Origin of the sequence: Microvirga massiliensis, from assembly GCF_001006805.1 — a bacterium.
Taxonomy (GTDB): Bacteria; Pseudomonadota; Alphaproteobacteria; order Rhizobiales; family Beijerinckiaceae; genus Microvirga; species Microvirga massiliensis.
Window position 1 is genome coordinate 563,296 of sequence record NZ_LN811352.1, and the last position, 22,839, is coordinate 586,134.

At 63.2% G+C, this 22,839-nt stretch carries 17 protein-coding genes and 1 tRNA gene; 4 read left to right on the forward strand and 14 right to left on the reverse strand.

Annotation, left to right across the window (positions count from 1 at the left end; all coding sequences use genetic code 11):
• Positions 1 to 7: 7 nt before the first annotated feature.
• The 3 genes from BN1233_RS11585 to BN1233_RS11595 form a co-directional block, all read right to left on the reverse strand.
• Positions 8 to 1,690, reverse strand: a complete 1,683-nt coding sequence (locus BN1233_RS11585) for a site-specific integrase (RefSeq protein WP_046863663.1) — start codon at positions 1,688 to 1,690, stop codon at positions 8 to 10.
• Between the two features lie 337 nt (positions 1,691 to 2,027).
• Positions 2,028 to 2,336 (reverse strand): hypothetical protein, encoded by a 309-nt coding sequence (locus BN1233_RS11590; protein WP_046863664.1) that lies wholly within the window; start codon positions 2,334 to 2,336, stop codon positions 2,028 to 2,030.
• A 372-nt stretch (positions 2,337 to 2,708) separates the two neighbouring features.
• Positions 2,709 to 5,480, reverse strand: coding sequence for a TIR domain-containing protein (locus tag BN1233_RS11595; RefSeq protein WP_046863665.1), 2,772 nt, complete (start codon positions 5,478 to 5,480; stop codon positions 2,709 to 2,711).
• A gap of 232 nt (positions 5,481 to 5,712) precedes the next feature.
• Here BN1233_RS11595 and BN1233_RS11600 point away from each other — a divergent pair, with 232 nt between their 5' ends.
• From BN1233_RS11600 to BN1233_RS11610, 3 genes are all read left to right on the forward strand, one after another.
• Entirely contained in the window at positions 5,713 to 6,261 is a 549-nt protein-coding gene (locus BN1233_RS11600; RefSeq protein WP_046863666.1) for a recombinase family protein, read from the forward strand.
• Positions 6,262 to 6,567: 306 nt separating this feature from the next.
• Positions 6,568 to 7,230, forward strand: a complete 663-nt coding sequence (locus BN1233_RS11605) for a hypothetical protein (RefSeq protein WP_046863667.1) — start codon at positions 6,568 to 6,570, stop codon at positions 7,228 to 7,230.
• Positions 7,230 to 8,609, forward strand: a complete 1,380-nt coding sequence (locus BN1233_RS11610; RefSeq protein WP_048707819.1) for a hypothetical protein — start codon at positions 7,230 to 7,232, stop codon at positions 8,607 to 8,609. Before BN1233_RS11605 ends, BN1233_RS11610 begins: the two co-directional genes overlap by 1 nt.
• Positions 8,610 to 9,189: 580 nt before the next feature.
• On the opposite strand, the gene BN1233_RS11620 is transcribed toward BN1233_RS11610, so the two are convergent.
• The 4 genes from BN1233_RS11620 to BN1233_RS11635 form a co-directional block, all read right to left on the reverse strand.
• Entirely contained in the window at positions 9,190 to 10,455 is a 1,266-nt protein-coding gene (locus BN1233_RS11620; RefSeq protein WP_046863669.1) for a DUF6538 domain-containing protein, read from the reverse strand.
• A gap of 76 nt (positions 10,456 to 10,531) precedes the next feature.
• Positions 10,532 to 10,607: transfer RNA gene (locus BN1233_RS11625), tRNA-Glu, on the reverse strand.
• 83 nt (positions 10,608 to 10,690) lie between these two features.
• Complete coding sequence (recJ, locus tag BN1233_RS11630) at positions 10,691 to 12,502, reverse strand: single-stranded-DNA-specific exonuclease RecJ (RefSeq protein ID WP_046863670.1); 1,812 nt, start codon at positions 12,500 to 12,502, stop codon at positions 10,691 to 10,693.
• A gap of 100 nt (positions 12,503 to 12,602) precedes the next feature.
• Complete coding sequence (locus BN1233_RS11635) at positions 12,603 to 13,307, reverse strand: ceramidase domain-containing protein (RefSeq protein ID WP_046863671.1); 705 nt, start codon at positions 13,305 to 13,307, stop codon at positions 12,603 to 12,605.
• Positions 13,308 to 13,391: 84 nt separating this feature from the next.
• On the opposite strand from BN1233_RS11635, the gene xth reads away from it, so the two are divergent.
• Positions 13,392 to 14,177, forward strand: a complete 786-nt coding sequence (gene xth, locus BN1233_RS11640; RefSeq protein WP_046863672.1) for an exodeoxyribonuclease III — start codon at positions 13,392 to 13,394, stop codon at positions 14,175 to 14,177.
• 188 nt (positions 14,178 to 14,365) lie between these two features.
• On the opposite strand, the gene BN1233_RS11645 is transcribed toward xth, so the two are convergent.
• The 7 genes from BN1233_RS11645 to lepB all read right to left on the reverse strand — a co-directional run bounded on the left by BN1233_RS11645 (position 14,366) and on the right by lepB (position 22,836).
• A complete protein-coding gene (locus tag BN1233_RS11645; RefSeq protein ID WP_046863673.1) occupies positions 14,366 to 15,187 on the reverse strand; it encodes a tetratricopeptide repeat protein in 822 nt (273 codons plus the stop codon).
• Positions 15,174 to 16,904 carry a dihydroxy-acid dehydratase gene (gene ilvD / locus BN1233_RS11650; RefSeq protein ID WP_046863674.1) on the reverse strand — a complete coding sequence of 577 codons (1,731 nt, stop codon included), beginning with the start codon at positions 16,902 to 16,904 and terminating at the stop codon, positions 15,174 to 15,176. Before ilvD ends, BN1233_RS11645 begins: the two co-directional genes overlap by 14 nt.
• A 367-nt stretch (positions 16,905 to 17,271) precedes the next feature.
• Entirely contained in the window at positions 17,272 to 19,515 is a 2,244-nt protein-coding gene (gene parC / locus BN1233_RS11655; protein ID WP_046863675.1) for a DNA topoisomerase IV subunit A, read from the reverse strand.
• A 52-nt stretch (positions 19,516 to 19,567) separates the two neighbouring features.
• A complete protein-coding gene (gene recO / locus BN1233_RS11660) occupies positions 19,568 to 20,311 on the reverse strand; it encodes a DNA repair protein RecO (protein ID WP_046863676.1) in 744 nt (247 codons plus the stop codon).
• Between the two features lie 146 nt (positions 20,312 to 20,457).
• The gene (era, locus tag BN1233_RS11665) at positions 20,458 to 21,375 is read right to left on the reverse strand and encodes a GTPase Era (protein ID WP_046863677.1); all 918 of its coding nucleotides are present in this window, start codon (positions 21,373 to 21,375) and stop codon (positions 20,458 to 20,460) included.
• Positions 21,362 to 22,075, reverse strand: coding sequence for a ribonuclease III (rnc, locus tag BN1233_RS11670; protein WP_046863949.1), 714 nt, complete (start codon positions 22,073 to 22,075; stop codon positions 21,362 to 21,364). The genes era and rnc overlap by 14 nt, the downstream gene beginning before the upstream one ends.
• A gap of 5 nt (positions 22,076 to 22,080) precedes the next feature.
• Positions 22,081 to 22,836 carry a signal peptidase I gene (gene lepB, locus BN1233_RS11675; RefSeq protein ID WP_082145402.1) on the reverse strand — a complete coding sequence of 252 codons (756 nt, stop codon included), beginning with the start codon at positions 22,834 to 22,836 and terminating at the stop codon, positions 22,081 to 22,083.
• Positions 22,837 to 22,839: the final 3 nt, after the last annotated feature.

The following is a 22,839-nucleotide window of genomic DNA, read 5'->3' on the forward strand; positions in this document are numbered from 1 at the left end:
CAGCCACTCAGCCGGATACGAGGATCCGTGGCAAAGGAAAACCAGCGAACTGGAGCCTGTTCATTGCGTCGGCTCGGTTCTCTAGGTCGATGCCGAAGCTCCCATAGTTCCGCCCCTCACTGTCCTTCGCATGCCCAGTGAGCGCATCATGAATTTCCTCGCCGAGTTTGGCTTTGCGGCAGGTGTCCTTGAAAGTATGCCGGAAAGAATGGAAGACTTTGCGCTTGTCCTTCATCCCGATAGCATCACAATACCGAGCAAACTTCTTCGAATACGCTTGGGTTAGCCGCCCTTCCCTATTGGGTTTCAGATTGGGGAAGATCTGCCCCGAGTGCCGACGCACATAGTCAAGAAACCCGAGCGCGATCACAGTAGGGTGGAGCGGGACCATGCGATGTGAGCTATCGGTTTTCAGGCGCTTTTGGTGACCTTCGCCCTCCTCACTGATGGTGGTAACGTCCAGATACCAGATGCCGTTCTCCTCTCGCACGTCACTGCGCTTCAACTGGCCCAACTCCTCAAGGCGGCATCCTTGGTGGAGGGCGAGGATCGGTAGCCAGTAGCGCTCATCGCGAACCAGAAAATTGCCCGGCTGACGTGTCCGCGCCGCGCTCGCGCAACCTGTGAAGATCGGCGATGTGAACAGCGTATGGATATCAGTTGGGCTGTAGGAGAGCCGCTTCTGCGAGGCTGCCTTAATCTTGGACTTCGGTGGGATAAGTCCCGCCGCGATGTTCTCCGTTGTGTAGTTGTGTGCATGCGCCCACCGGGTGAAGGCGTGGAGCAACTGCATGTGCTTTGCCAGTGTGGTGAGCGAAACTCTCTCCACCTGCTTACCTTCGAAAGCCTTGATTAGATCTGGAAGCGGAAGCTTCCGGTCAGATGCAGACAGTACCTTTGGCATCTGAGAGATTAGTGACTTGAAGGTTACTATGTCGTCTTTGCTCAGGGTGCCGATTGCCACATCACCACCAACCACCTCTCGCAAAAGGCGAAATGTCGTTGCTTGAGCCCGAAGGCCGGATGGAGAGAGTCCTGCCTGTCTCGCATAAAGCGCGTGGACCGTCATGAGCTTGGTTGCGCCGAGCTTCGATAGTTTCGGCTTTGGGATGACGGTGCTCACCGTCATTGGCTCCGGCGCATTGGCGGGGAGATCCGAGTAATCAAATTCCCGCCACTCTCGCTCTCTCCGTAGAATTTCGGGCCATGTGTCAGCCACCATTTGTGAAAGGACGTTGTAGGCTGGTTCCTTGGCGGTGAGGAGAACTCCGGCCTTGGTGGTGATCCGGTTCACGATGTCCCACACGGCCTCGATATGGGCTTCCTCGTCGTCACCGGCAGCCAACCGGCATTCCGCCTCGAAGGCCGTCATGGACCCATTGGGGTTGTCAAGCACCCGCTGCGCCCGTTCATAAAGTTCGCGGTCTCGCCACCCCGCCACCAGCGCTTGCAAAGTGGCCACGGTGAGCACCTGCGGCCCTTGATCCGCACGACGCTGTTCAGCTTGTTGGAAGATAGCCTCTACCCGGCCCGCCACCTCAATGGCGCGCAAGCGGGCAATGCTTTCGTCCTTCGTATGCAGGTTCTCGTACCAAGTAGTTCCACGCCCTATGAGCGTCCGGAGCCGTAGCGGGATCCCGCGCTTGAACCAGTAACCGCCGTTTTTCGGGTGAGGATGCAGGTATGTCATGCGAGCCATCGCTTTGTGCACCTGATCGCGAAAACGTCGCTGAAGAGAAGGAGTTCAAGGCGCAGCAGCGGTTTATCAGCTTGCTGGCGCACCCTACGGGACTCGAACCCGTGTTTTCGCCGTGAAAGGGCGACGCAACCACCACAACCCTATTGTTCTCAACGACTTAGATGGGATCTGTAGGCAACCCCTGTAGTCAAGCCGGAAACCTGTGGAAACTACCCAAGGCTACGGGTCGACACACCTGGCAAACACCAAGCCGTGCGGCATGTGCCGAAGCCGTGCAGTTGCCGAGAGCAGTTTACCCCTCACCAACACATCCAACTGGACCAACGTGCTAGCGATGGTCGGAGTTCTTGTCGGGTGATGGTGTCTCATTAGCGGGAGGCGAAAGCACCATCCCAACGATCATCCCTCCGATCCCCGACAGGACCGCCAGGAGGAACTCAGCTTGGAATAGGAACCACCAGAACGCGAGGCAGCCTACAGCATGTGCGAGGAGCCCAAGAGGCATACCGGTGCTCCGCACCTCCCGGAAGAAACTCGGAGCTGCTCGAAGCACCATAAACGCGACCACCGCCAGGATAATGTAAGCCCCCGTGAGCCCCTCGGAGGAACCGAAGGTGTCTTCGTAAATACCCAGCACTGTAGCCCCCTATTGCCCTCGAACACGCTAGGCAGGGACAGCAGGCGCTACACAAGGGTTCGCTGCGGGGTTCCCCAATGTTTTGGTGCAAACTTTTGAAAGCCCATATCAAAGCGCGGCACTTCGAGATTACCCCCGGTGGGGGTGGGTCGAGAGCAAGGCAGGCGCGGCGGGATGGCCCGTGCACCACGGGGACAGTGTCCAGGAGCAAGGCCACAATGTGGGCCTATCCCATGAGTCGCAGGGAGAGCCACGGGCTCGCAGAGAGGCGATCAAGCTAGGCAAGTAGCGGCCACACCAAACGACGCCGGAGGGACTTACAAGGGCAAGGATCAGCCTTCGGCCTCCTCGAAGTGTCGAGACCGACGCGCCTCAGCCCCTGATGTTGAAGACGTGCAGACGGCCGCCGCGATCGAACGCGAGCAGGTGTTGTGGATCAAGAACCTCCACAGCGAGGAACTCTGCATCCCCATGAAACCGCGTCAGCTCCACGCCGGTGTCGAGGTCCCACAGCCGCAGCGTTTTGTCCTCCGATCCCGACGACAGCACTCGGTGCTCGTCGATCTGCACTATTGTGCGCACCCAACCCATATGACCCTCGAAGCGACGGAGCTCGGCGCCGGTGTTGAGATCCCACAGCCGCAACGTGTTGTCTTGAGATACCGAGAGCATCCGGTGCTCGTCAATCCGCAGCAGCGCAGTCACCCAACCCACATAGCCCTCGAGGCGGCGGAGCTCGGTGCCAGAGTCCAAGTCCCACAGCCGCAGCGTGCAATCCCTTGATCCCGGCCGCAGCAAGTCATCCCCCGATCCCGACAGCACCCGGTGCTCGTCGATCCGCAGAAGCGCAGTCACGAAACTCGTATGACCCTCGAGGCGGCGGAGCTCGGTGCCAGAGTCCAAGTCCCACAACCGCAGCGTCTTGTCCGCCGATCCCGACAGCGCCCGGTGCTCGTCAATCCGCAGAAGCGCAGTCACATCATCCGTATGACCCTCGAAGAGGCGAAGCTCGGTGCCAGAGTCCAAGTCCCACAGCCGCAGCGTGTTGTCCGCCGATCCCGACAGCACCCGGTGCTCGTCGATCTGCACTATTATGCGCACCCAACCCGTATGACCCTCGAAGCGGCGGAGCTCGGCGCCGGTGTTGAGATCCCACAGCCGCAGCGTGTTATCCCCCGATCCCGACAGCACCCGGTGCTCGTCAATCCGCACCACCAAATCCACACTATTCGTATGACCCTCGAAGCGGCGGAGCTCGGCGCCGGGCGGTGTTAGAGTGGGCCGGCGCAGAACCAAGGCCGGACGCTTTATCAAGGGCTCGCAATCAGCGAGCATCGGTGCCAGCGCTGAATCGTCATCCGGTGCGAGGCGCCCAAGGAACTGCACGGGAAGCTGAGTGGGGTCTTGCGCTAGAATGTTAGCTATGAGGTCAAGCGTGCGGCCGGTGAGTTCTTGCGCACGGTCGTGCGCATACTGCCGGAAGTCACTGATGAGGTATTGTGGATTGCTGGTCGCCAGAAGTTTGTCTCGCATCCAAGTGGGATCAAGCAGGAGAGCATCTAGCGCCTCGCGGTTTCCCGCCTCAGCCAAGTGGTTGGGAAGATACTGGTAGTAGTAGCGGCGATCGGCTGGGTCCTCACTTTCGGACTTTCCAATGTCACTAAGGGCACTGAGCAGCCGTCTGTGCTGCACCGCGAGGCCTTCCTGATTGGCCTGAGCCCGCAGGAAGTGACGCACGACATCATGTAAGCGCAGCGTCCTGAGAGCGAGATCCAGATTCAGGAGCAGCGAAAGGCCAAAAAGCTCAATAAGCAGCTCCTCCGTCTCAAACTCATCGAGTCCACCCGTCTTCTGCCAGAGCCGTGCGATAATGCCGATCGGGATGTCTGCGTCTTCAGGAAAGATACTAAGCTCGCTGAAGTGATCTCGTTGCTCTTGAGTAAGCAGGTCAAGGCTGATGCCGATCGTCCGCGCTACAGCATTGCGACGGTCCAGCTCGCTTCTTGGGTCGAACGCTAACAAGCCCTTGTCATCCAGTCGCTTATTGGCTGCTTGGACGGCCCGATTGAGCGGCTCATTACGCCCAACCCGGTTCCGCAGGAAACCATTGACGATCTTCAGGAGCAGTGCCCATTCGCCCAAACGAGTGCTGAGGCAGTTCAGCGCATAGCGTGCCGCCTCAACTTCCGTCTCCGGAAGACTTGACGCGAGGAGTGTGAGGGCCTCCTTCTCCCGCATGGCGTCCACTGGTTGGCGGATTGCATTGCCCGGCAGCACGCGGTCGATGCGCGTGGTCACAAGCCGGGTTGTATTGGGTCCACCTTGGAGGAAAGGCCGTAGGTCCTGCTCACGCCAGGCGTCATCCACGATCATTAGGATGCGGCGATCACCCAATGCCTGACCGAGCTTGGTGCTTGCCGCATTGAGGGTCTGAAGTCCCGGCCGCTCGCCTGTGAGCACCTCGATCAGGTCGGAGATGATGGCAAGCAGGTTCTCGGGCTTCCCGCCGAGCTCGACCCACAGGATTCCATCGAAGTAGGCGTCCTGGATGTCGGGGTCATGCGACAGGGCCTTGGCCAGTGTGGTCTTGCCGTAGCCACCTGCGCCCTTCAGGGCTGCCGTGATCGCGACTGCATCTCCCTTGCTGTCGAGGAGTTGCTGCTTGAGAGCCTCGAACTCGCGTGGGCGCTGCACATAGTCGGGGGGCGGCTCGGGCGCCATGGCCGGCACACGCTTCTGCTGGCTCGGCCCCTCGAGCACACGTACGAATCGCGTTTTCTGCTCCGGTATATTCAGGTCGTAGAGGTGCCCAAGCCAACGCGGGAGCGTGTTGAGGTCCTCGAGCCCCGGTCCTCTGACGGGGCTCACCTCCTTGCCCTCCTGCCGTGCCAGACGGATCTCCCGGCGCACGACGCTGCTCTCGAGAGCGGCCGGCGTGACCACCAGCACGAAGTGCTCGACCGTCTTGGACTTGAGTGCGTCCTCGATTTGGCTCCACCAGTCCCGACCACCGCGCAGGGTGACTAGGTCCTGCCAGAGCGAGAAGCCTTGCGCCACTAGGTCCTGGCGGAGACGCGCCGCGAACGCTCCGCCGTCCTTGCGTGAGTAGGAGAGAAAAATCCGTGGGCTTGAGCTATCCGGCATCGGGACGGTCTTGCAGAGGAGCCAACACCGGTCCTGATTCTACACGATGGAGGATCGGGGCGCCTCCATTCAGGACCAGGGCCAGAGCAGCGGACTCTCCTGTTCCACATAGGCTTGCCCTACTGGACCGTTCCAGACCAGCAGCCTAGCCGTTCCAAAAGAATTGCTGTTGACTTCTGGAACATTGCGGGAGACAACATCTATGACTTCATTGGAACGAAGGACCTCGCCCATGCTCATTGGATACGCCCGCACGTCTACCGTGGAACAGGAGGCCGGACTGGAGGCCCAGGCCCGAGACCTCAAGGCGGCTGGGGTCGAGAAGCTGTTCGCCGAGCAGGTCTCCTCCGTCGCCCCTCGAGAGCAGCTTGCGGCTGCCCTGGAGTGGCTCCGCGAAGGAGACGTGCTGGTGGTGACCAAGCTGGATCGGCTGGCCCGGTCCATGCGGGATCTCCTCGACACCCTCGCCATGGTTGAGCGCAAGGGCGCGTCCCTGCGGATCCTCGCCATGAACCTCGACACCGCTACGCCCACCGGCAGGCTCATGCTCAACGTCCTCGGCAGTGTGGCGCAGTGGGAACGGGAGATGATGCTGGAGCGCCAGCGGGAGGGCATCGCCAAGGCGAAGGGCGAAGGAAAATACAAGGGCCGGAAGCCCACCGCACGGGCGAAGACGGACGAGATCAAGGCTCTTGCTGCCGATGGCGTAAGCCTCTCGAACATCGCCCGCCAACTCGGCATCGGCAAGGCGTCAGTGCACCGGGTTCTCAAGGCTGCTTGAAGTCGCCCAAGGTGTCATGCACGACACCTATCGTCCCGACCTGCATTGTCCTTCGCCCGCCCGGTGAGGTGATCAGATGACCCAGAGGTAGGCGGATTAGGGCTTCACCTAACCATCGGTGCAGTGACTGCACCAATCCAATCACTGCAAGACATCCGCTCCGGCCGCTAATCATCGGTGCAGTGACTGCACCTATTGAACCACTGCAGGACTCGGCTCCGGCTCCGCGAGCCCCTTCGCGGCCCCGCGTCGCATTTGTTTGCGTGTCTGTCCGTGCCAGGACGGGCGCAAATCTGGAGCGTTGAGTTGAGAACCTGCCGCGTCCCAGGATGCAACGAAACAACCACGAAGTTCGGGGCCTACTGCACCACCCATAAAGCGATCACGAGGCGTCACGGCGATCCCCTCCAAGAGGGCATCACGAAGGCGCACCTTGAGCCATACGTGAAGATCGTCGAGGCGCGGATCGTCAAGAACGCTACCAACCCGGTGTGGTCGCAGCTAGAAGAGCGGTGGCTGGCGTTGGCCAGTGCAGCGGGGGCAACCCTCTCCGCATACCACAACGGGCGTCCTGGGGTTCGCCAGGAGGTTCTGGCGGCACATGAGATCAAGAAGCTCAGGGAAGCCGTCGAGCCGCGCACGGTTATCGTGATGGCCCTCGCCATGTATGTGATGCTCGACCAGGAGCCGAGGCGGTTTCGGTCTGACGAAGCGTTCACCACTCAGCTCGTCCGGCGTGTCCGGGGGTTGTCGGACGTAAACGTAGGTGAGTGGTACGACCACAAGACCAACAGGATGAAGCGGGTCTATCGGGAGTTGCCTCCTCGGGTCGTGCAAGTCCTCGCGAACTGGATCGTGCCTGTCCTCGGAGGCGTTGGGATCAAGCTCGCCGCATTGGAGAGAGCCGACCAAGAAGCCCGTCAGAAAGAACTCACATCCTTCCATCAAGCCGTATCGGACCTCACGTAGTGACCGCAGCACAGCAGACCAAACCGACTGACGCCCCTAACGACAACGCGCCGATCAAGCTGGAACAGGATCAGTTCTTCGACCCCTGGAGAGCCCCTCGAACTCCCAAGGCGAGAACCCTCGTCGCTGATGTGACCCGGCAGGTGGAGAGCTACGAGCGACATCGCAGGCCACGAGACCGGCAGCGGAAGCAGAAAGACCAAGCGGTCTTCGAGGCCACCATTGCAGCCATCGTCTGCAACCTGGCTCATGCTCATTTGTCGGACCACAAGGAAGGACTCGCGGTCTCACGGTCGAACCGGGAGTTAGGGGTCAAGTCACGATACCGCTCGCCGGTTCTTGGCAAGAAGTTTCCAGAAGCTCTCGACCTCATGGCATCGCCCGAGATGTCGTTCGTCAAGCAAAGGCTCGGCTATCGAAACCCGTTGGCCAATCGCAACCAACAGACGCTCATCAATGTGGGACCTCGCCTCAAGAACATGATCGTCGAGAGGGATCTCGAACTATCGGATATTGGATGGTCGATGGACGAGGAGACCATCATCCTCAAGGCCACCAAGGAGGACTTCTGGGACCCTGGCGCGTGGATCGAATACGAAGACACCGCAGAAACCAACGCGATGCGGTCCCAACTCAAACAAATCAACGCATGGCTCGATGAGGCCGACATCTTCATCATCGACGACCGAAACCTAACGATCAGCGGACTGGACGAAAGGGAGCGTCGCCTTCGCCGAGTGTTCACCCAAGGCTCCTTCGAGAGGGGCGGTCGTCTCTTCGGAGGTCGGTGGCAGCCTATGGGCAAGCACGAGCGACTCCGGAAGCTGGAGATCGGAGGCGAGAAGGTCGTCGAGTTGGACTACAGCCAGATGGCCCCTCGACTGCTCTACGGAATGGTTAGCGAGAAGCCTCCAGCATCCGATGCCTACTTAGTTCCTGGCCCGGCAGACCCAACTCAGTTCAGGGACGGGTTCAAGAAACTGTTCAACGCACTGCTGTTCACCGAGAAGCCTCTGGAGAGGAAGCCACAGGGAACCGAGAGCCTCCTCCCCAAGGAGAACATCAAGGTCCTCGTCCAGAGGCTTCGTGACTTCCATCAACCGGTTGCTCACTTCTTCGAGACCGGGATCGGCCATCACCTTCAGTTCCGCGAGAGCCAGTTGATGTTGGAGGTCCTCCTTCGTCTTCGGGACCAGGACATCATAGCCCTTCCTGTCCACGATGCCGTAATCATCCCTGCCTCTGCGGAGCAGTCGACGAGAAGAGTGATGGGTGAGGTGTTCCTTGAGAAGGTTGGGATAGAGGCCGTTATCACAAGAACTCCATCCCTCGACCCTACACAAGGGAATGTTCTACCTCTCCTTTATAGGGACTCGTAAGTTCATCTGCCCACTCCTCTCATCTGATAACCGAGAACCGTTGCAGCCAGTCCAGCCGAGTGAAGTTGTCGCGCTGCTCCTGCCGTCATAACCACGATGGGGCTGATGCGCGTGGCCGCAGCGCAGGCAACACTGGGATGCAGCGGAGTTCACCGAGATCGAGTGCTACGCCCAACTGTGAGCGGATTGTTGGGCCGGTGACTCGCGGGGTTTGCTAACGTGCTATTAGTGCTGTCTCGCCGATGGAAGCACTCGTGTAATCGATCAGAAGGGGACGCTCATGGACTGGGCTCTCATCGTGTTTGTTGGTCTGGCAGCGCCGACTGTCATCCCGATCGAAAGCGCCGCGCACTGCGCTTCAGCTATCACGCATCTGGACGCTACGATGAGAGGCGAGCTTACCAAGGTCGTGCAATCAAAGATGACCGTCGCTTGTATTCCGGCGCGGGGCCCAGTGCCAGAGAGCCCAGAATACGCTGTGCGCGAAATCATTCGCCACGAGATACAGGCCATGTGCGCAGCCGAGACCGAGAAGACAGCGGGATGTCGTGCGGGCGATTCCCAGCCCTAATCCAGCCGTTCACACAGGCAGCTTCACCTTCTCCACCCAACCCCGGAGTTCCGCTGCCTCCCGCCCATTCGAGTAGAGCTTGTATGTCATCCCAAGGGGTGCGTGCCCGACGATCCGCGCCGCGATGGCCTCGGGACAGTCAGCCCGCTCCAGAGCCGTGGTGAAGGCTTTCCGCAGGGAGTGGAAGGTCTTGCCCTCGGGTATCCCGATCTTCCGCATGTGGCGACCGTATCGCACCGAGAGGGCGCTTGCCTTCGCACCCTTCGGGGCAACGACATCTTTCAGCCGTGGATGGACGGGGACCACCCGCGCAGCGTTGTCGGTCTTGCCGGTCTTCAGAACGAAGCACTCCACCCCGTGCAGGTTCTGCCGCTCGGCTCGCAGACACTCCTCAAGGCGGAAGCCCGTATACAGCGAGATCAGGAAGACGGGCCGTAGCTCATCGTCGTCAGCGACAGCAGCGAAGGCTCGCGTCAGTTCCTCATCATCGTAGAACCCATAGCTCTGCGTAGCCTTGCCCCTCGTGCCAATAGCCTTCAACAGATCTCCGAAGGGGTTCCGAGGTGGGTCCTCCTCCTTGCGATGGGCCCAGGCCCAGAGATGCGCCATGACCGTGGAATAACGCTTCACGGTGTCCTGCGCCTTCCCCTTCCCGACCTCCTCCAGCCACTCGATGGCCTGCTTGCGGGTGACTCCATAGATGGGCTTGTCTCCGTGCTTGGCCTTCCACAGCTTCACGGTCGTTTCGTAGTTGGCGGTGGTAGTCGGGTTCCGCTTCGGTCGGGCCTCCAGGTAGCTCTTGAGGGTCTCGGAGACCTGTTCCCGTCCCGCGATATGATCCCGCACAGCTTGCGCCATGTCGCCGCGGTCTGACTCTTCACGCTCCTCCAGCCGGTCGATGACGGCATCAAGAGCCGGGTTGGTCATCTCCTCCCCAGTCAGCTCGTTGATGACGATCGCGGGACCCACCTCGTCCCGCAGCTTGGCGCGGAAGGCAGCGTAGGACAGATCCGCATCAGCCTTGCCTACAGCCTCCTTGCCAGCAGCCTTGGCGAACCTCGCCCGTGCCACCTCAAGGACATCCCAGCGGCGTTGGCGGGCCTCGTTCACGTCGGAGGTGTCGAGAGCCTTGCGGTAGTATGGACCCATCTCCTTGCGGAGCTGGTTCGGCACCGGGATGCGGGCATACCAGCGGTTACCGATACGCTGGAGGTAGCGGTTGTCTGGGGCAGACCTGGCGGGCTTGGAAGGGGTGCGGCGGGTAGTCGTTTCCATGCCTTGGACGGTAGCCTTCAGGGAGTCCTGTAGGCAAGTTCTGTAGGCAAGGAAAACCCGGAAATCCGCTAAGTCTTGGCGCACCCTACGGGACTCGAACCCGTGTTTTCGCCGTGAAAGGGCGACGTCCTAGACCGCTAGACGAAGGGTGCCGGCAAGGGCGGGTCGCCCTGCGATGGCGCGGACGTATAGAGGGGTTTGAAGAGAGGGGCAAGCAAAAGCCTGCACCTTGTCCTCAGGCCGGAACGGCGACGTCCACGATTCTCATCTGCACGCGCTCGCCTCCACCCCAGCGGTCGATCGAGAGCGTTCCCGCCACGTGCAGCACGTTGCCGACGGCGTTCTGGAGTGCCTGGCCGAGGGGCTGGCCGGCAGCCCGAAAGGCGATCGCATTGATGGTCCCGCCATCGCCGCTCCTCAGCCGCACTCTCACGTGGCCCCCGGAGCCGACCTCGCGAGCGTCGAGAACCCGGTGGTGCGGCAGCACGAAGAGCGGCTCGGGCTGGCCCTGGCCGAATGGCCCTGCACTCTCGAGGGATGCGACGAGGGCGGGCTGCGCCGCGCCGGCGGTCAATGTCGCATCCACGAGCAGGCAGTCGATCGCACAGGCCTGCTCGACGGCGCTGGCCAGGGCGTCGCCCGCAAAGGCCTTGAAGCGCTCGAGACCATCCGCCGCCAGCGTCACGCCCGCGGCCATGGCATGGCCGCCGCCCTTGATCGCGACGCCGGCCTCGACGGCCGCTCTCACGGCACGGCCGAGGTCGACGCCCGGCACCGAACGTCCAGACCCCGTGACGGTGGCCTCCCGGCCCGAGGCGAAGGCGAAGGCGGGCCGGCGGAAGCGTTCCTTCAGCCGAGCTGCGACGAGGCCGACGACACCGGGATGCCAAGTTTCCGACGAGGTGATCAGAAGCGCCGCGTCGGGCTCCGAATCGAGTTGATGCACGGCTTGAGCTTCGGCCTCGGCGACGGCCTCCTGTTCGATCATCTGCCGCTCACGATTGAGCCGGTCGAGCTCACCGGCAATCCTTGCCGCCGCCTGCGAGTCTTCTGTCAGCATGAGCCGCGAGCCCAGGGCGGCATCGCCGATGCGTCCTCCGGCGTTGATGCGCGGGCCCAGGAGATAGCCAAGATGCCAGCACTCGGGCGCATCGGAGAGGCCCGCCGAATCCGCCAGGGCTGCGAGGCCGATCCGCCGGCGCGAACGCATCACTTGGAGGCCCTGCCTCACGAAAGCGCGGTTGAGGCCGGTGAGCGGCACGACATCGGCGACGGTCGCGAGCGCAACGAGATCGAGCGCGCTCAGGAGATCGGGCTCGGGCCGGCCCTGGAACACGCCCCGCGCCCGCAGCGCACGGTTGAGTGCGACCAGGCCGATGAAAACGACTCCGGCCGCGCAGAGATGGCCGAGGCCGGAGAGATCGTCCTGCCGGTTGGGATTTACGAGCGCCAGCGCGTGCGGGAGATCCTCGGGCGCTTGGTGGTGGTCGAACACGACGGCATCAAGGCCGAGACGCCGCGCCTCTTCGAGCGGCTCGTGGCTCGCGGTCCCGCAATCGACGGTCACGAGCAGCTCGGCGCCGCCCTCCTGCAGACGTCGGATTGCCTCCACGTTCGGGCCGTATCCTTCGGTGATACGGTCCGGGATATGGATCACCGGATCGAGGCCGAAGCCCGCGAGATAGCCGGCGAGAAGAGCTGCGCTGCAGGCGCCGTCGACGTCGTAATCCCCGAAGATTGCGACGCGCTCCCGGCGCTGCACGGCATCGGCCAGCCGTTCGGCAGCAGCCCGCATGTCCGTCAGGCGATCGGGATCGGGCAGCAGATCACGCAGCCGCGGCGCGAGAAAGCCGGGCACCTCGGAGAGGGTAACCCCCCTCCCTGCCAGAATGCGCGCCAGCGTGTCCGGCAGACCATGGGTCTGCGCGATGGCGGTCGCGACGGCGGCGCGGGACGGGTCGCAGCGTTCGCTCCAGACCCGCCCGAGAGCGGAGCTGGTGACGCCAAGGAACGGGCGGGGGTCGAGGTTCAAAGCCGATTCGGTCACGCGCGCAGCATATCCCGGTTCGCGTGCGATCTGCTGCCCCGAATGACGCGGCGGTTTCCTGCTCTCGATGAGCGGCTCGGTGCGAGGGCGTCGATCGACCTCAGACAGCCGCCGCGCGGCGGTCCCAGGGTCCGACCCGAATGGCTGCTGCGATCAGCAGGAAGAGCACGAATCCGTTGAGCAGATGCCAGAGCACGTGGCTGCCGGTCGGGAAGCTGCCGCAAATGTCCTGATCGATTGACCGAAAGGTGAGCGATACCGCAAAGACCGCCATGGCGCCCAACAGTGCACGCGCGGCCGTTCGTGATCGATCGGTCGGATTCCTACGCATTGCGCAGAGCGCACCGACGACGTTGAGCGCCAAGGCCGGCGGGAAATAACGGATCGAGCCGTTCAGGGTGACGTCGCCAAAGATTTTGACCCAGAGAGGCGCGAAGCAGGAATCGAGCAGCGCGAAGGCGCCGATCGCCACGAGCATGGCAAGCCACCCGAGGCCGAGATAACGGCGCAGAGCGAGGACCACATAGCTGTAGACGAACACCGCGATCGGGATGACATCGGCGAACATCGACCAGCGATTCGCAAAGGTGTGAAAGAGAAAGCTGCCGATCCCGACGATCGCCACGGCTGCGACGAGCCAGAGTCCTGCCGCATCCCTGCTGCCAGCGCGCCGCCAGAGCACGAACCCCGCTCCTGCAGCGACGAGAAACGCCGCATTGGACAGCGCGTTCAGCGGTTCCGACCAGAAGCTCGGATCCGTTCGCTCACAATAGAGATCGATCGGTTCGAACCAGGACGAAGGCATGCTCGGCGCCTCCCGCGATCAGCGGCTTGCCACGGCGATGCGAACATCGGATGACGACATCCGGGGCGCAGGGACACGGCAACAATGCGAATTGGCACCTGGAATGTGAATTCGGTCAAGCAGCGGCACGACCACCTGCTCGAGGTGTTGCGGACCTCCGAGCCGGATGTCCTCTGCCTACAGGAGCTGAAATGCACCGACGAGGCGTTCCCGCGGGAGGAGGTCGAGGCGCTCGGATACGCAATCGTGACCCATGGCCAGCGCACCTATAATGGCGTCGCGATCCTCTCGAAGCATCCGCTCGAGGACGTGCGGCGCGGCCTTCCGGGAGACGAGAGCGACGAGCAATCCCGCTATATCGAGGCCATCGTGCCGGCCGGCTCTGGCGTACTGCGGGTCGCGTCGATCTATCTCCCGAACGGCAATCCGACCGGAACGCCGAAATTCTCGTACAAGCTGGCCTGGATGGAGCGGCTGAGGGCGCATGCGCGCTCTCTGCTGACGTTGGAAGAGCCCCTCGTTCTCGCAGGCGATTACAACGTGATCCCTGAGCCCAAGGACGCGGCGAATCCGGCCGCCTGGGTGAACGATGCACTCTTCCGGCCAGAGAGCCGCGAGCACTTCCGGTCCCTGCTCTCGCTCGGCCTCACCGATGCCGTGCGGAGTTGCACCGATGCGCCGGGCGTCTATTCATTCTGGGATTACCAGGCGGGCGCATTCCAGCGAAACAACGGCATCCGCATCGATCACCTCCTGCTCTCGCCGCAGGCCACGGACCGGATCCGCAGCGCGTCGATCCGCAAAGACGTCCGCGGTTGGGAAAAGCCGTCGGATCATGTGCCGGTGCTGGTCGATCTCGATTTCGAGTAATGCGCGGTGCTTGTTACGTCGGCGCCACCACCCTCACCCGCCGCCCTTCGGGCGTCGACCTCTCCCATCAAAGGGAGAGGTGAGGACGGTGCGGCCTGCACATCGCCTCGCCCCTTGCGGGAGAGGTCGGCTGCGTTAGCAGCCGGATGAAAGGGGAAACTCTGCGCGTTTTCTGTTGAACGCACACATCAATGCCGCGACTGCAGGTAGTGCTCCAGCAGCGCGAGCGCGTTCTTGCGATCGGTATCCGCGGCCACCGTGAACGCGGAATCGTAGAGTTCGGATACCCACGGATCCTTCACGGGATCGGATGCCTCACGCGCCAAAATCAGCCACATCAGACCCTTCGCGCGCTCGCGCGGAACGCCCTTGCCGTTCAGGAGCATGTGCCCGAGGAGCGCCTGTGAGGGGTAATGCCCCTTTTCGGCCGCGAGGTTGAACCAGCGGGCGGCTTGGCGGGGATCCTTGGCGACGCCTGTGCCGTCGAGATAGAGCCGGCCGAGATTGTACTGCGCATTCGGGTCACCGAAATAAGACGCCGCGTATTGGAACATGTCGTGCGCGCGAACCGGATCGGCCACGACATAGCTGTTTTTGATCCCGTCGAGGAAATAGGTCCCGAGGGCCACGAAAGCGCTCGATACGACGCCGGCATTCGGCGCGTCGGGGCTCTCCTCAGCGTTCTGATCGGCGAGGCGCGAAAAATACTCGAAGGCCTTCAGGTCGTCGTGGGCGACGCCGTCGCCGTCGGCATACATCCGCCCGAGCTTCCAGAGCGCGAGGGCCTGCCCCTGGGTCGCCGCGTATTCGAGCGCCTGGGCCGCGACCAGCTTGTTGCCCTTGTTGTAATCCCGGACGCCGCTCCGCAAGGCTTCCAGGGCCGAGCTGTAGGGTTTCGTCGGTGCGACGGCTTGCGGGCGCGCGGTCACCGAGGCCTCGAGCGCGATGGCGCCGCCCGACAGCACTGCGAGCGAAAAGCAGATCAGGCCGGAAAGGCTAGATATCCGCATAGGTTTGTTTTTCCGCCGCACCGCCCGGATGCGTAACCGCGCCGTCCTTCGCGGGTCCGACCGTCTGGGCATATTTCCAGATCGCGCCCGAGGTCAGGGTCGTCTCGCGCGGTTGCCAGCGGGAGCGACGGTCCGCGAGTTCCGCCTCGGAGAGTTCGACGTCGAGCCTGCCGGCCACCGCGTCGATGCTGATGATGTCGCCGTCCTTCAGGAGCCCGATCGGGCCGCCGACCGCAGCCTCCGGGCCGACATGGCCGATGCAGAAGCCGCGGGTCGCCCCCGAGAAGCGCCCGTCCGTGATGAGTGCAACCTTGTCGCCCATGCCCTGGCCGTAGAGGGCCGCGGTGGTCGCGAGCATTTCGCGCATGCCGGGACCACCGCGCGGACCCTCGTAGCGGATGACGAGCACGTCGCCCTCGCGATAGCGCCGCTCCTTCACGGCCTCGAAGCACTCTTCCTCGTTGTCGAAGCAGCGGGCGGGGCCGCGGAAGGTCTGCTTCTCGTTCGGGATCCCCGCGACCTTCACGATCGCGCCCTCGGGAGCGAGATTACCCTTGAGGCCGACGACGCCTCCGGTCGGGGTGATCGGCGCGTTGGCGGGAAAAACCACGTCCTGGTCGTCGTTCCAACGCACGGAGGCGAGATTCTCGGCGATCGTCCGGCCCGTTACGGTGATGCAATCCCCGTGCAGGAAGCCGTGATCGAGCAGGGTCTTCATGAGGAGCGGGATGCCACCGGCCTCGAACAGATCCTTGGCGACGTAACGTCCGCCCGGCTTCAGATCTGCGATGTAGGGTGTGCGCCGGAAGACGTCGGCGACGTCGAACAAATCGAACTTGATGCCGGCTTCATGGGCAATCGCCGGCAGATGCAGCGCGGCATTCGTCGAGCCACCCGACGCGGCGACGACCGTCGCGGCGTTCTCGAGCGCCTCCCGCGTGACGATGTCCCGCGGGCGGATGTTGCGCCGGATGAGCTCCACCACGGTTTCGCCCGCAATCGAGCAGAACCGATCACGGATCTCGTAGGGCGCCGGCGCCCCGGCCGAATACGGCAGCGCAAGCCCGATTGCCTCGGACACTGTCGCCATCGTGTTGGCGGTGAACTGCGCTCCGCAGGCGCCGGCCGACGGGCAGGCAACCTGTTCGAGTTCTTCGAGATCCTCGTCGGACATCTCGCCGACGGAGTAGCGCCCGACGGCCTCGAACACGTCCTGGATCGTTACCGCCCGGCCACGATAGGAGCCCGGAAGGATGGATCCGCCATAGATGAAAACGGACGGCACGTTCAGGCGAACCATCGCCATCATCATGCCGGGCAGGGATTTGTCGCAGCCCGCCATGCCGACGAGCGCGTCATAGGCATGGCCCCGGATCGTGAGCTCGACGGAATCCGCGATGACCTCGCGCGAGGGCAGCGAGGCCTTCATCCCCTGGTGGCCCATGGCGATGCCGTCGGTCACCGTAATCGTGCAGAACTCGCGCGGCGTGCCGCCCGCCGCAGCAACACCCTTCTTCACCGCCTGCGCCTGGCGCATCAGCGCGATGTTGCAGGGCGCCGCCTCGTTCCAGCAGGTCGCAACACCGACGAACGGCTGTGCGATCTGCTCCCGAGTGAGCCCCATCGCATAGTAATAGGACCGATGCGGCGCGCGCTCCGGCCCCTCGGTGACGTGGCGGCTCGGCAGTTTCGACTTGTCGATCAGGCGTGCATCCATTGGCGTCACGGCTCCCTAGGCGTCTCTGTTAGGCCGCCACCGGTTACGGAACCATGGTGCTCTGCCATCGGCGCCGCGACCCGCGCAACATGGCCAACTGGCTGCCGCCACGCTGCTCTCGGGACATCGACGACCTGTGTCGGCACCGCCTAATCCTCTGTTTTCACTGAAGTTATCGCACCTTAAGAGATCATCGAGTTTTATGGCGGCATCGCGGCGAACATGAGCAGCAACAGCGGCGTATTCAGGAACATTCCAAGGTGTTGCGACCCGGCAACATCCTGACCACCCCGAAGCGGGCGCAAGCATTTCACACGCGTCCTGCGGGCGCGTGTGAGAGGGTTCACTCGGCTGCTTTGCGCTTCGCTCAGCCGAATCGGTTGCTGCGCGGGAAGCCCTTCGGCGGAAGACGCCCCGCCTCGGCGCGGTTGGCGATCCAGTCCCGCAAATCCGCCTTGTCGACGGTCCACGTCCGGCCGGACGTGTCCTTCCAGGTGAGACCGTCCTTGAGCGCGAAGACCTTCGCATCCGCGACGCCGCCGTCCCGGTAGCGCTGCAGGCGAACGCCCTTGCCACGCGCCATCTCGGGCACCTGCTTCAACGGAAAGGCCAGGAGCTTCCGGTTCTCGCCAACGATGGCGACGTGATCGCCGTCCGCCTCGGTGCAGACGACCGCCCGCGCCGAACCATCGAGCCCGAGCACGCCCTTGCCCTTGCGGGTGTTCGCGAGGGTCTCGTCGGCCGGCACCACGAAGCCGCGCCCGTCTGACGCGACGACCAGAAGCTTCGCGCCCGGCCGATGCGGAAAGGCGGCGACGATGTCTGCGCCCTCCTCGAGATCGACCATAATGCGGATCGGATCCCCAAAGCCGCGCCCACCCGGCAGCTTCGAGCCGTCCAGCGTGAAGAACCGGCCATTCGTCGCCATGACGAGAATGCGCGAGGTGGTCTCTGCGAAGAACGAGGTCTTGAGCGCGTCGTCGCCCTTGAACTGCACGCTGGAGAGGTCCGCGATGTGCCCTTTCATGGCGCGGATCCAGCCCTTCTCGGAGACGATGACGGTGATCGGCTCGCGCTCGACCATCGCCTCAGCGAAGTCGATGTCGGAGGTGTCCGGAGCCTCGGCGAAGGTCGTGCGCCGTTTGCCGATCGCGGTCTCCGGACCAAAGGTCTTGCGGACCTCGCGGATCTCCGACGTGATCGTCTTCCACTGGATCTTCTCGTTGTCGAGCAGCTTCTCGATCGAAGCCTTCTCCGCCGCGAGTTCATCGCGCTCGCGCTTGAGCTGCATTTCCTCGAGCTTGCGCAGCGAGCGAAGGCGCGTGTCGAGAATGGAATTCGCCTGAAGCTCCGTGAGCTCGAAAACGCGCATGAGCTCCTGCTTCGGCTCATCCTCCTCGCGGATGATTTTGATGACCCGGTCGAGATCGAGATAGACGATCAACAGGCCGCCCAGGATCTCGAGCCGCCGGTCGATCGCAGCCAGCCGATGCCGTGACCGGCGCAGGAGAACCTCGCGCCGGTGGTTCAGCCACTCGCGCAGGCATTCCGCGAGGCCGAGCACCTTCGGTACGCGGCCTTCGGACAGCACGTTCACGTTCATCGGAATCCGGCTCTCGAGCTCGGTGAGCCGGAACAGGGACTCCATGAGGATGACGGGGTCGACGGTCCGGGACCGCGGCTCGAGCACGACCCGGACATCCTCGGCGGATTCGTCCCGGATATCCGCAAGGAGCGGCAGCTTCTTTTCCTGGAGGAGTTCCGCGGTCTTCTCGATGAGCCGCGACTTCGGAACGCCGTAGGGGATCTCGGTGACGACGATCACCCAGGTGCCGCGGCCGACCTCCTCCTTGTGCCAGCGAGCACGGACCCGGAAGGAACCGCGCCCGGTCCGGTAGGTCTCGACGACCGTCGAAGGCGGGTCGACGATCACGCCACCCGTCGGAAAATCCGGCCCCGGCACGAAGGTCAGGAGCTGCTCGGCGTTCGCATTCGGGTGGCTGATCAGATAGAGTGCTGCATCGCAGAGTTCGGCGGCATTGTGCGGCGGAATCGAGGTCGCCATGCCGACCGCAATGCCCTGGGAGCCGTTCGCCAGCAGGTTCGGGAAGGCCGCCGGGAGGACGATCGGTTCCTCGTCCTCGCCGTTATAGGTGTCGCGGAAGTCGACCGCATCCTCGTCGATGCCCTCGAGGAGCAGGCGGGCAACGTCCGTGAGCCGCGCCTCCGTATACCGGTAGGCGGCCGCGTTATCGCCGTCGATATTGCCGAAATTGCCTTGACCATCGACGAGCGGATAACGCTGCGCGAAGTCCTGGGCGAGCCGCACCAACGCATCATAAACGCCGACGTCGCCATGCGGATGATACTTGCCGATAACGTCGCCGACGATCCGCGCGCATTTCTTGTAGGCGGCCCCTGGATCGAGACGCAGAAGGCGCATCGCGTATAGGATGCGGCGGTGAACTGGCTTCAGGCCGTCGCGCGCATCCGGGAGCGCCCGGTGCATGATCGTCGAGAGCGCATAGGCGAGATAGCGCTCCTCGAGCGCCTCTTTCAGGTGAATCGTCTCCACCGCGCCGCCGGACGGCGGCGTGACCGGCTTGCCCATAGATCAATACCTCGTGCGAATCGCTGTTTTCGGCCCGAAAAGCGAGAACATATCAGAAACGCTGCTCCCGGTCCCGAGCAGCGGCCAATGCGATGAAACGCGCCCGCTCTTCGGGGACCGGCAGCCCGCGCGGCTCGAAGACATGGAGCCTCAGAAAGTGCTCCGTAAGGGTAAACCCCGCCTGAATGTCCTCGGGCGGAGTCCCCTCCCCGCCCGCCTGCCCGATCAGGAAGCGTGGCAGCCGCAGAAGACGGTTCGCGTAGGGCTCGCCCACGGCGGCCGTGACTGCGCGTCCCGTCTTCGGCGAGACGAAGGTCAGATCATCGTGGCTCCCGGTGACTGCGCACCGGGCGATATCCAGGCCGAAGCCGAATTCGGCCAGAACGGCAATCTCGAAGCGAACGAAAAGCGGAGGTGCCAGATCGCGGTCTGCCAGATGCTCGAGCAGGACACCCAGGCTCTCGAAGAGGGCAGGATGGGGGTCGCGCTCCGGCAGGAGCCGCAGGAGATTGGCCGCCGCTCCAATTCCGTAAAGGGCAAGCGGTGAGGACAGAAATCCGGCGGCCCGTAGTTCGTCCGCCTCGATCGTGAAGTTTCCGAGATGCTCGTCGAGCCGTGCGCGCCAGACGGCATGCACCGAGTTGCCGGGCTGCAGCACCGCTTGGAGGCGCGCCGAGCGGCCGCCATGCACGAGGCCGAGATGCCGTCCGTGCAAGCGTGTCATGAGTTCCAGGATGGCGCCGGCCTCGCCGTGCCGGCGAACGCCGAGCACGATGCCGTCGTCGGACCATTGCATGGGAGTCGATCAGAAAAGCACGGACCGTTTCGGCCGTCGTTCAGATACCTTACCCCATATAGGAATTCCGCCTCCGGAATGCATCGTCTCGCATGGCGCCCGTCGAATGGGGGCGCGGTCAGGAAGCCGGTCCGACGCGTGGGACGTCACCTCGCCGAGGGGAACTCCAGCCCCATCGCGCGATAGCGTTCCGGATCGTCGGACCAGTTCTCACGCACCTTCACGAAAAGAAAGAGGTGAACCTTCGCCTCGGCGATTTCGGAAATCTCGCGCCGTGCAGCCTGTCCGATGAGCTTGATCGTCTGGCCTCCTTTCCCGAGAACGATCTTTCTCTGGCTGTCGCGGGCGACATAGATCGTCTGCTCGATCCGGACGGAGCCGTCCGGCCGCTGCTCCCAGGATTCCGTCTCCACGGTGGATTCGTAAGGAAGTTCCTCGTGCAATCGGTCGTAGATCTGCTCACGCGTGATCTCGGCGGCGAGCATGCGCAAGGGTGCGTCAGAAACCTGATCCTCCGGGTAGAGCCATGGCCCTTTCGGCATCATGGCCGCGAGATCCCGCAGAAGCACATCCGTGCCGTCGCCGGTGAGCGCCGAGACCATGAAGGTATGTGCGAAGGGGACCCTCGCATTCAGGTCCGCAGCGAGCGTCAGGAGTTTCGGACGGTCGACGAGGTCGACCTTGTTCAGGATCAGCACCTTGGGCTGCCGCAACTCGGGCAGGCGCGTCAGGATCGCCTCGGCAGGCTCATCCAGACCGCGGCGTGCATCGATGAGAAGGCTCACCACGTCGGCGTCGCCTGCGCCGCCCCAGGCCGAGGTCACCATCGCCCGGTCGAGCCGCCGCCGCGGCTCGAAGATCCCCGGCGTATCGACGAAAACTATTTGCGTGTGGTCTACAATGGCAATCCCGCGGACCAGCGCTCGGGTGGTCTGCACCTTCCGGGATACGATCGAGACCTTGGTCCCCACGAGCGCGTTGACGAGCGTCGATTTCCCGACATTCGGGGCGCCGATCAGGGCGACGAAGCCAGCGCGGGTCGGGCTCTGCTCATCCTCTGGCATCGATTTCCTCCGTCCAGACACCCTCGCGCACCAGAATGGTCCGCGCCGCCTCCTGCTCCGCCGCACGCTTCGAGGGGCCTAGGCCGAAAGCCCCCTCATGGCCCGAGACCTTCACGAGAACGCGAAAGCTGGGCCGATGGTCCGGGCCAGTACGCTCGACGATGCTGTAGCCCGGGGTCGGAAGCCCCATCCCAAGGGCCCATTCCTGCAGCGCCGTCTTCGCATCGCGAAGAGGACGCCTGGGCGTAGCCATGAGATCCGCAAAGGATCGTTCGACCAAGGCAGCGGCTTCATCGAAGCCGCCGTCGAGACAGACCGCTCCGATGATCGCCTCGCAGACATCGGCAAGGATGGTTTCCTTGCGGCGCCCGCCGGATCTGATCTCGCTCGGCCCGAGCCTGAGCTCGGGCCCGACATCCCATGCGGCCGCGACTTCCGCGCAGCTTTCCCGCCGGACGAGCTCTGCGAGGCGCCGCGACAGCTCTCCTTCCGTCGCCTCCGGGAATTTCGCGTAGAGCCAGCGGGCTGCGGCAAGGCCGAGGACCCGGTCGCCCAGGAATTCGAGGCGCTGATAACTCTCGGCCTCGCCGCCGGGCGCCGCGCTGACATGCGTGAGCGCGGTCGTCAGGAGAACGGGGTTCCGGAAGCGATAGCCGAGCCTCTCCTGAAGCGCTGCAGGATCGGCCTTCCGAAGGGACATCGGCGTCACCGGATCGGCTGGAACATGCGTCCCCAACGGATAAGCCCGGGCCATTCCCAGAACCGCCAGGATGCACTCTCGTCGATCGAGAAGAAGATGATCTCCGCACGACCGACGAAGTTCTCGAATGGCACGGGGCCGACACTGGCCTCATCCCGGGAATCGGTCGAATTGTCCCGGTTGTCGCCCATCATGAAGAAATGACCGGGCGGCACCGTATAGAGATTGGTATTGTCCCAGTAGCCGCGGTCGCCGTCCCTTTCGATCGTCCTGTAGGACACTCCGTTGGGCAGGGTCTCGCGGTAGCTCAGCACCGACTGCATCCGGCCGAAGAGATCCGTCGTCCGGTAATCCTCGACCCTCTCGCGCTTCACGGGCACGCCGTTGATGTGCAGGACCCCGTTCAGGACTTGGATGTGGTCTCCGGGAAGGCCGATCACGCGCTTGATGTAATCGGTGGAATTGTCCTTCGGGAGCTTGAAGACCGCGATATCGCCGCGCTGCGGCTCCGAGGCCCAGATCCGGCCGGAGAAAATCGGCGGACTGAATGGGATCGAGTGCCTGGAATAGCCGTAGGAGTATTTGGAGACGAACAGGTAATCGCCGACGAGCAGCGTCGGGATGAGCGATCCGGACGGTATGTTGAAGGGCTGGAACAACAGGGTTCGGACGACGACGGCTATCAGAAGCGCCTGAATGATGACCTTGACGGTTTCCCAGAGGCCGCCTTCTTCGCGCCTGACCTTCTCGCTCACGTTCATCTG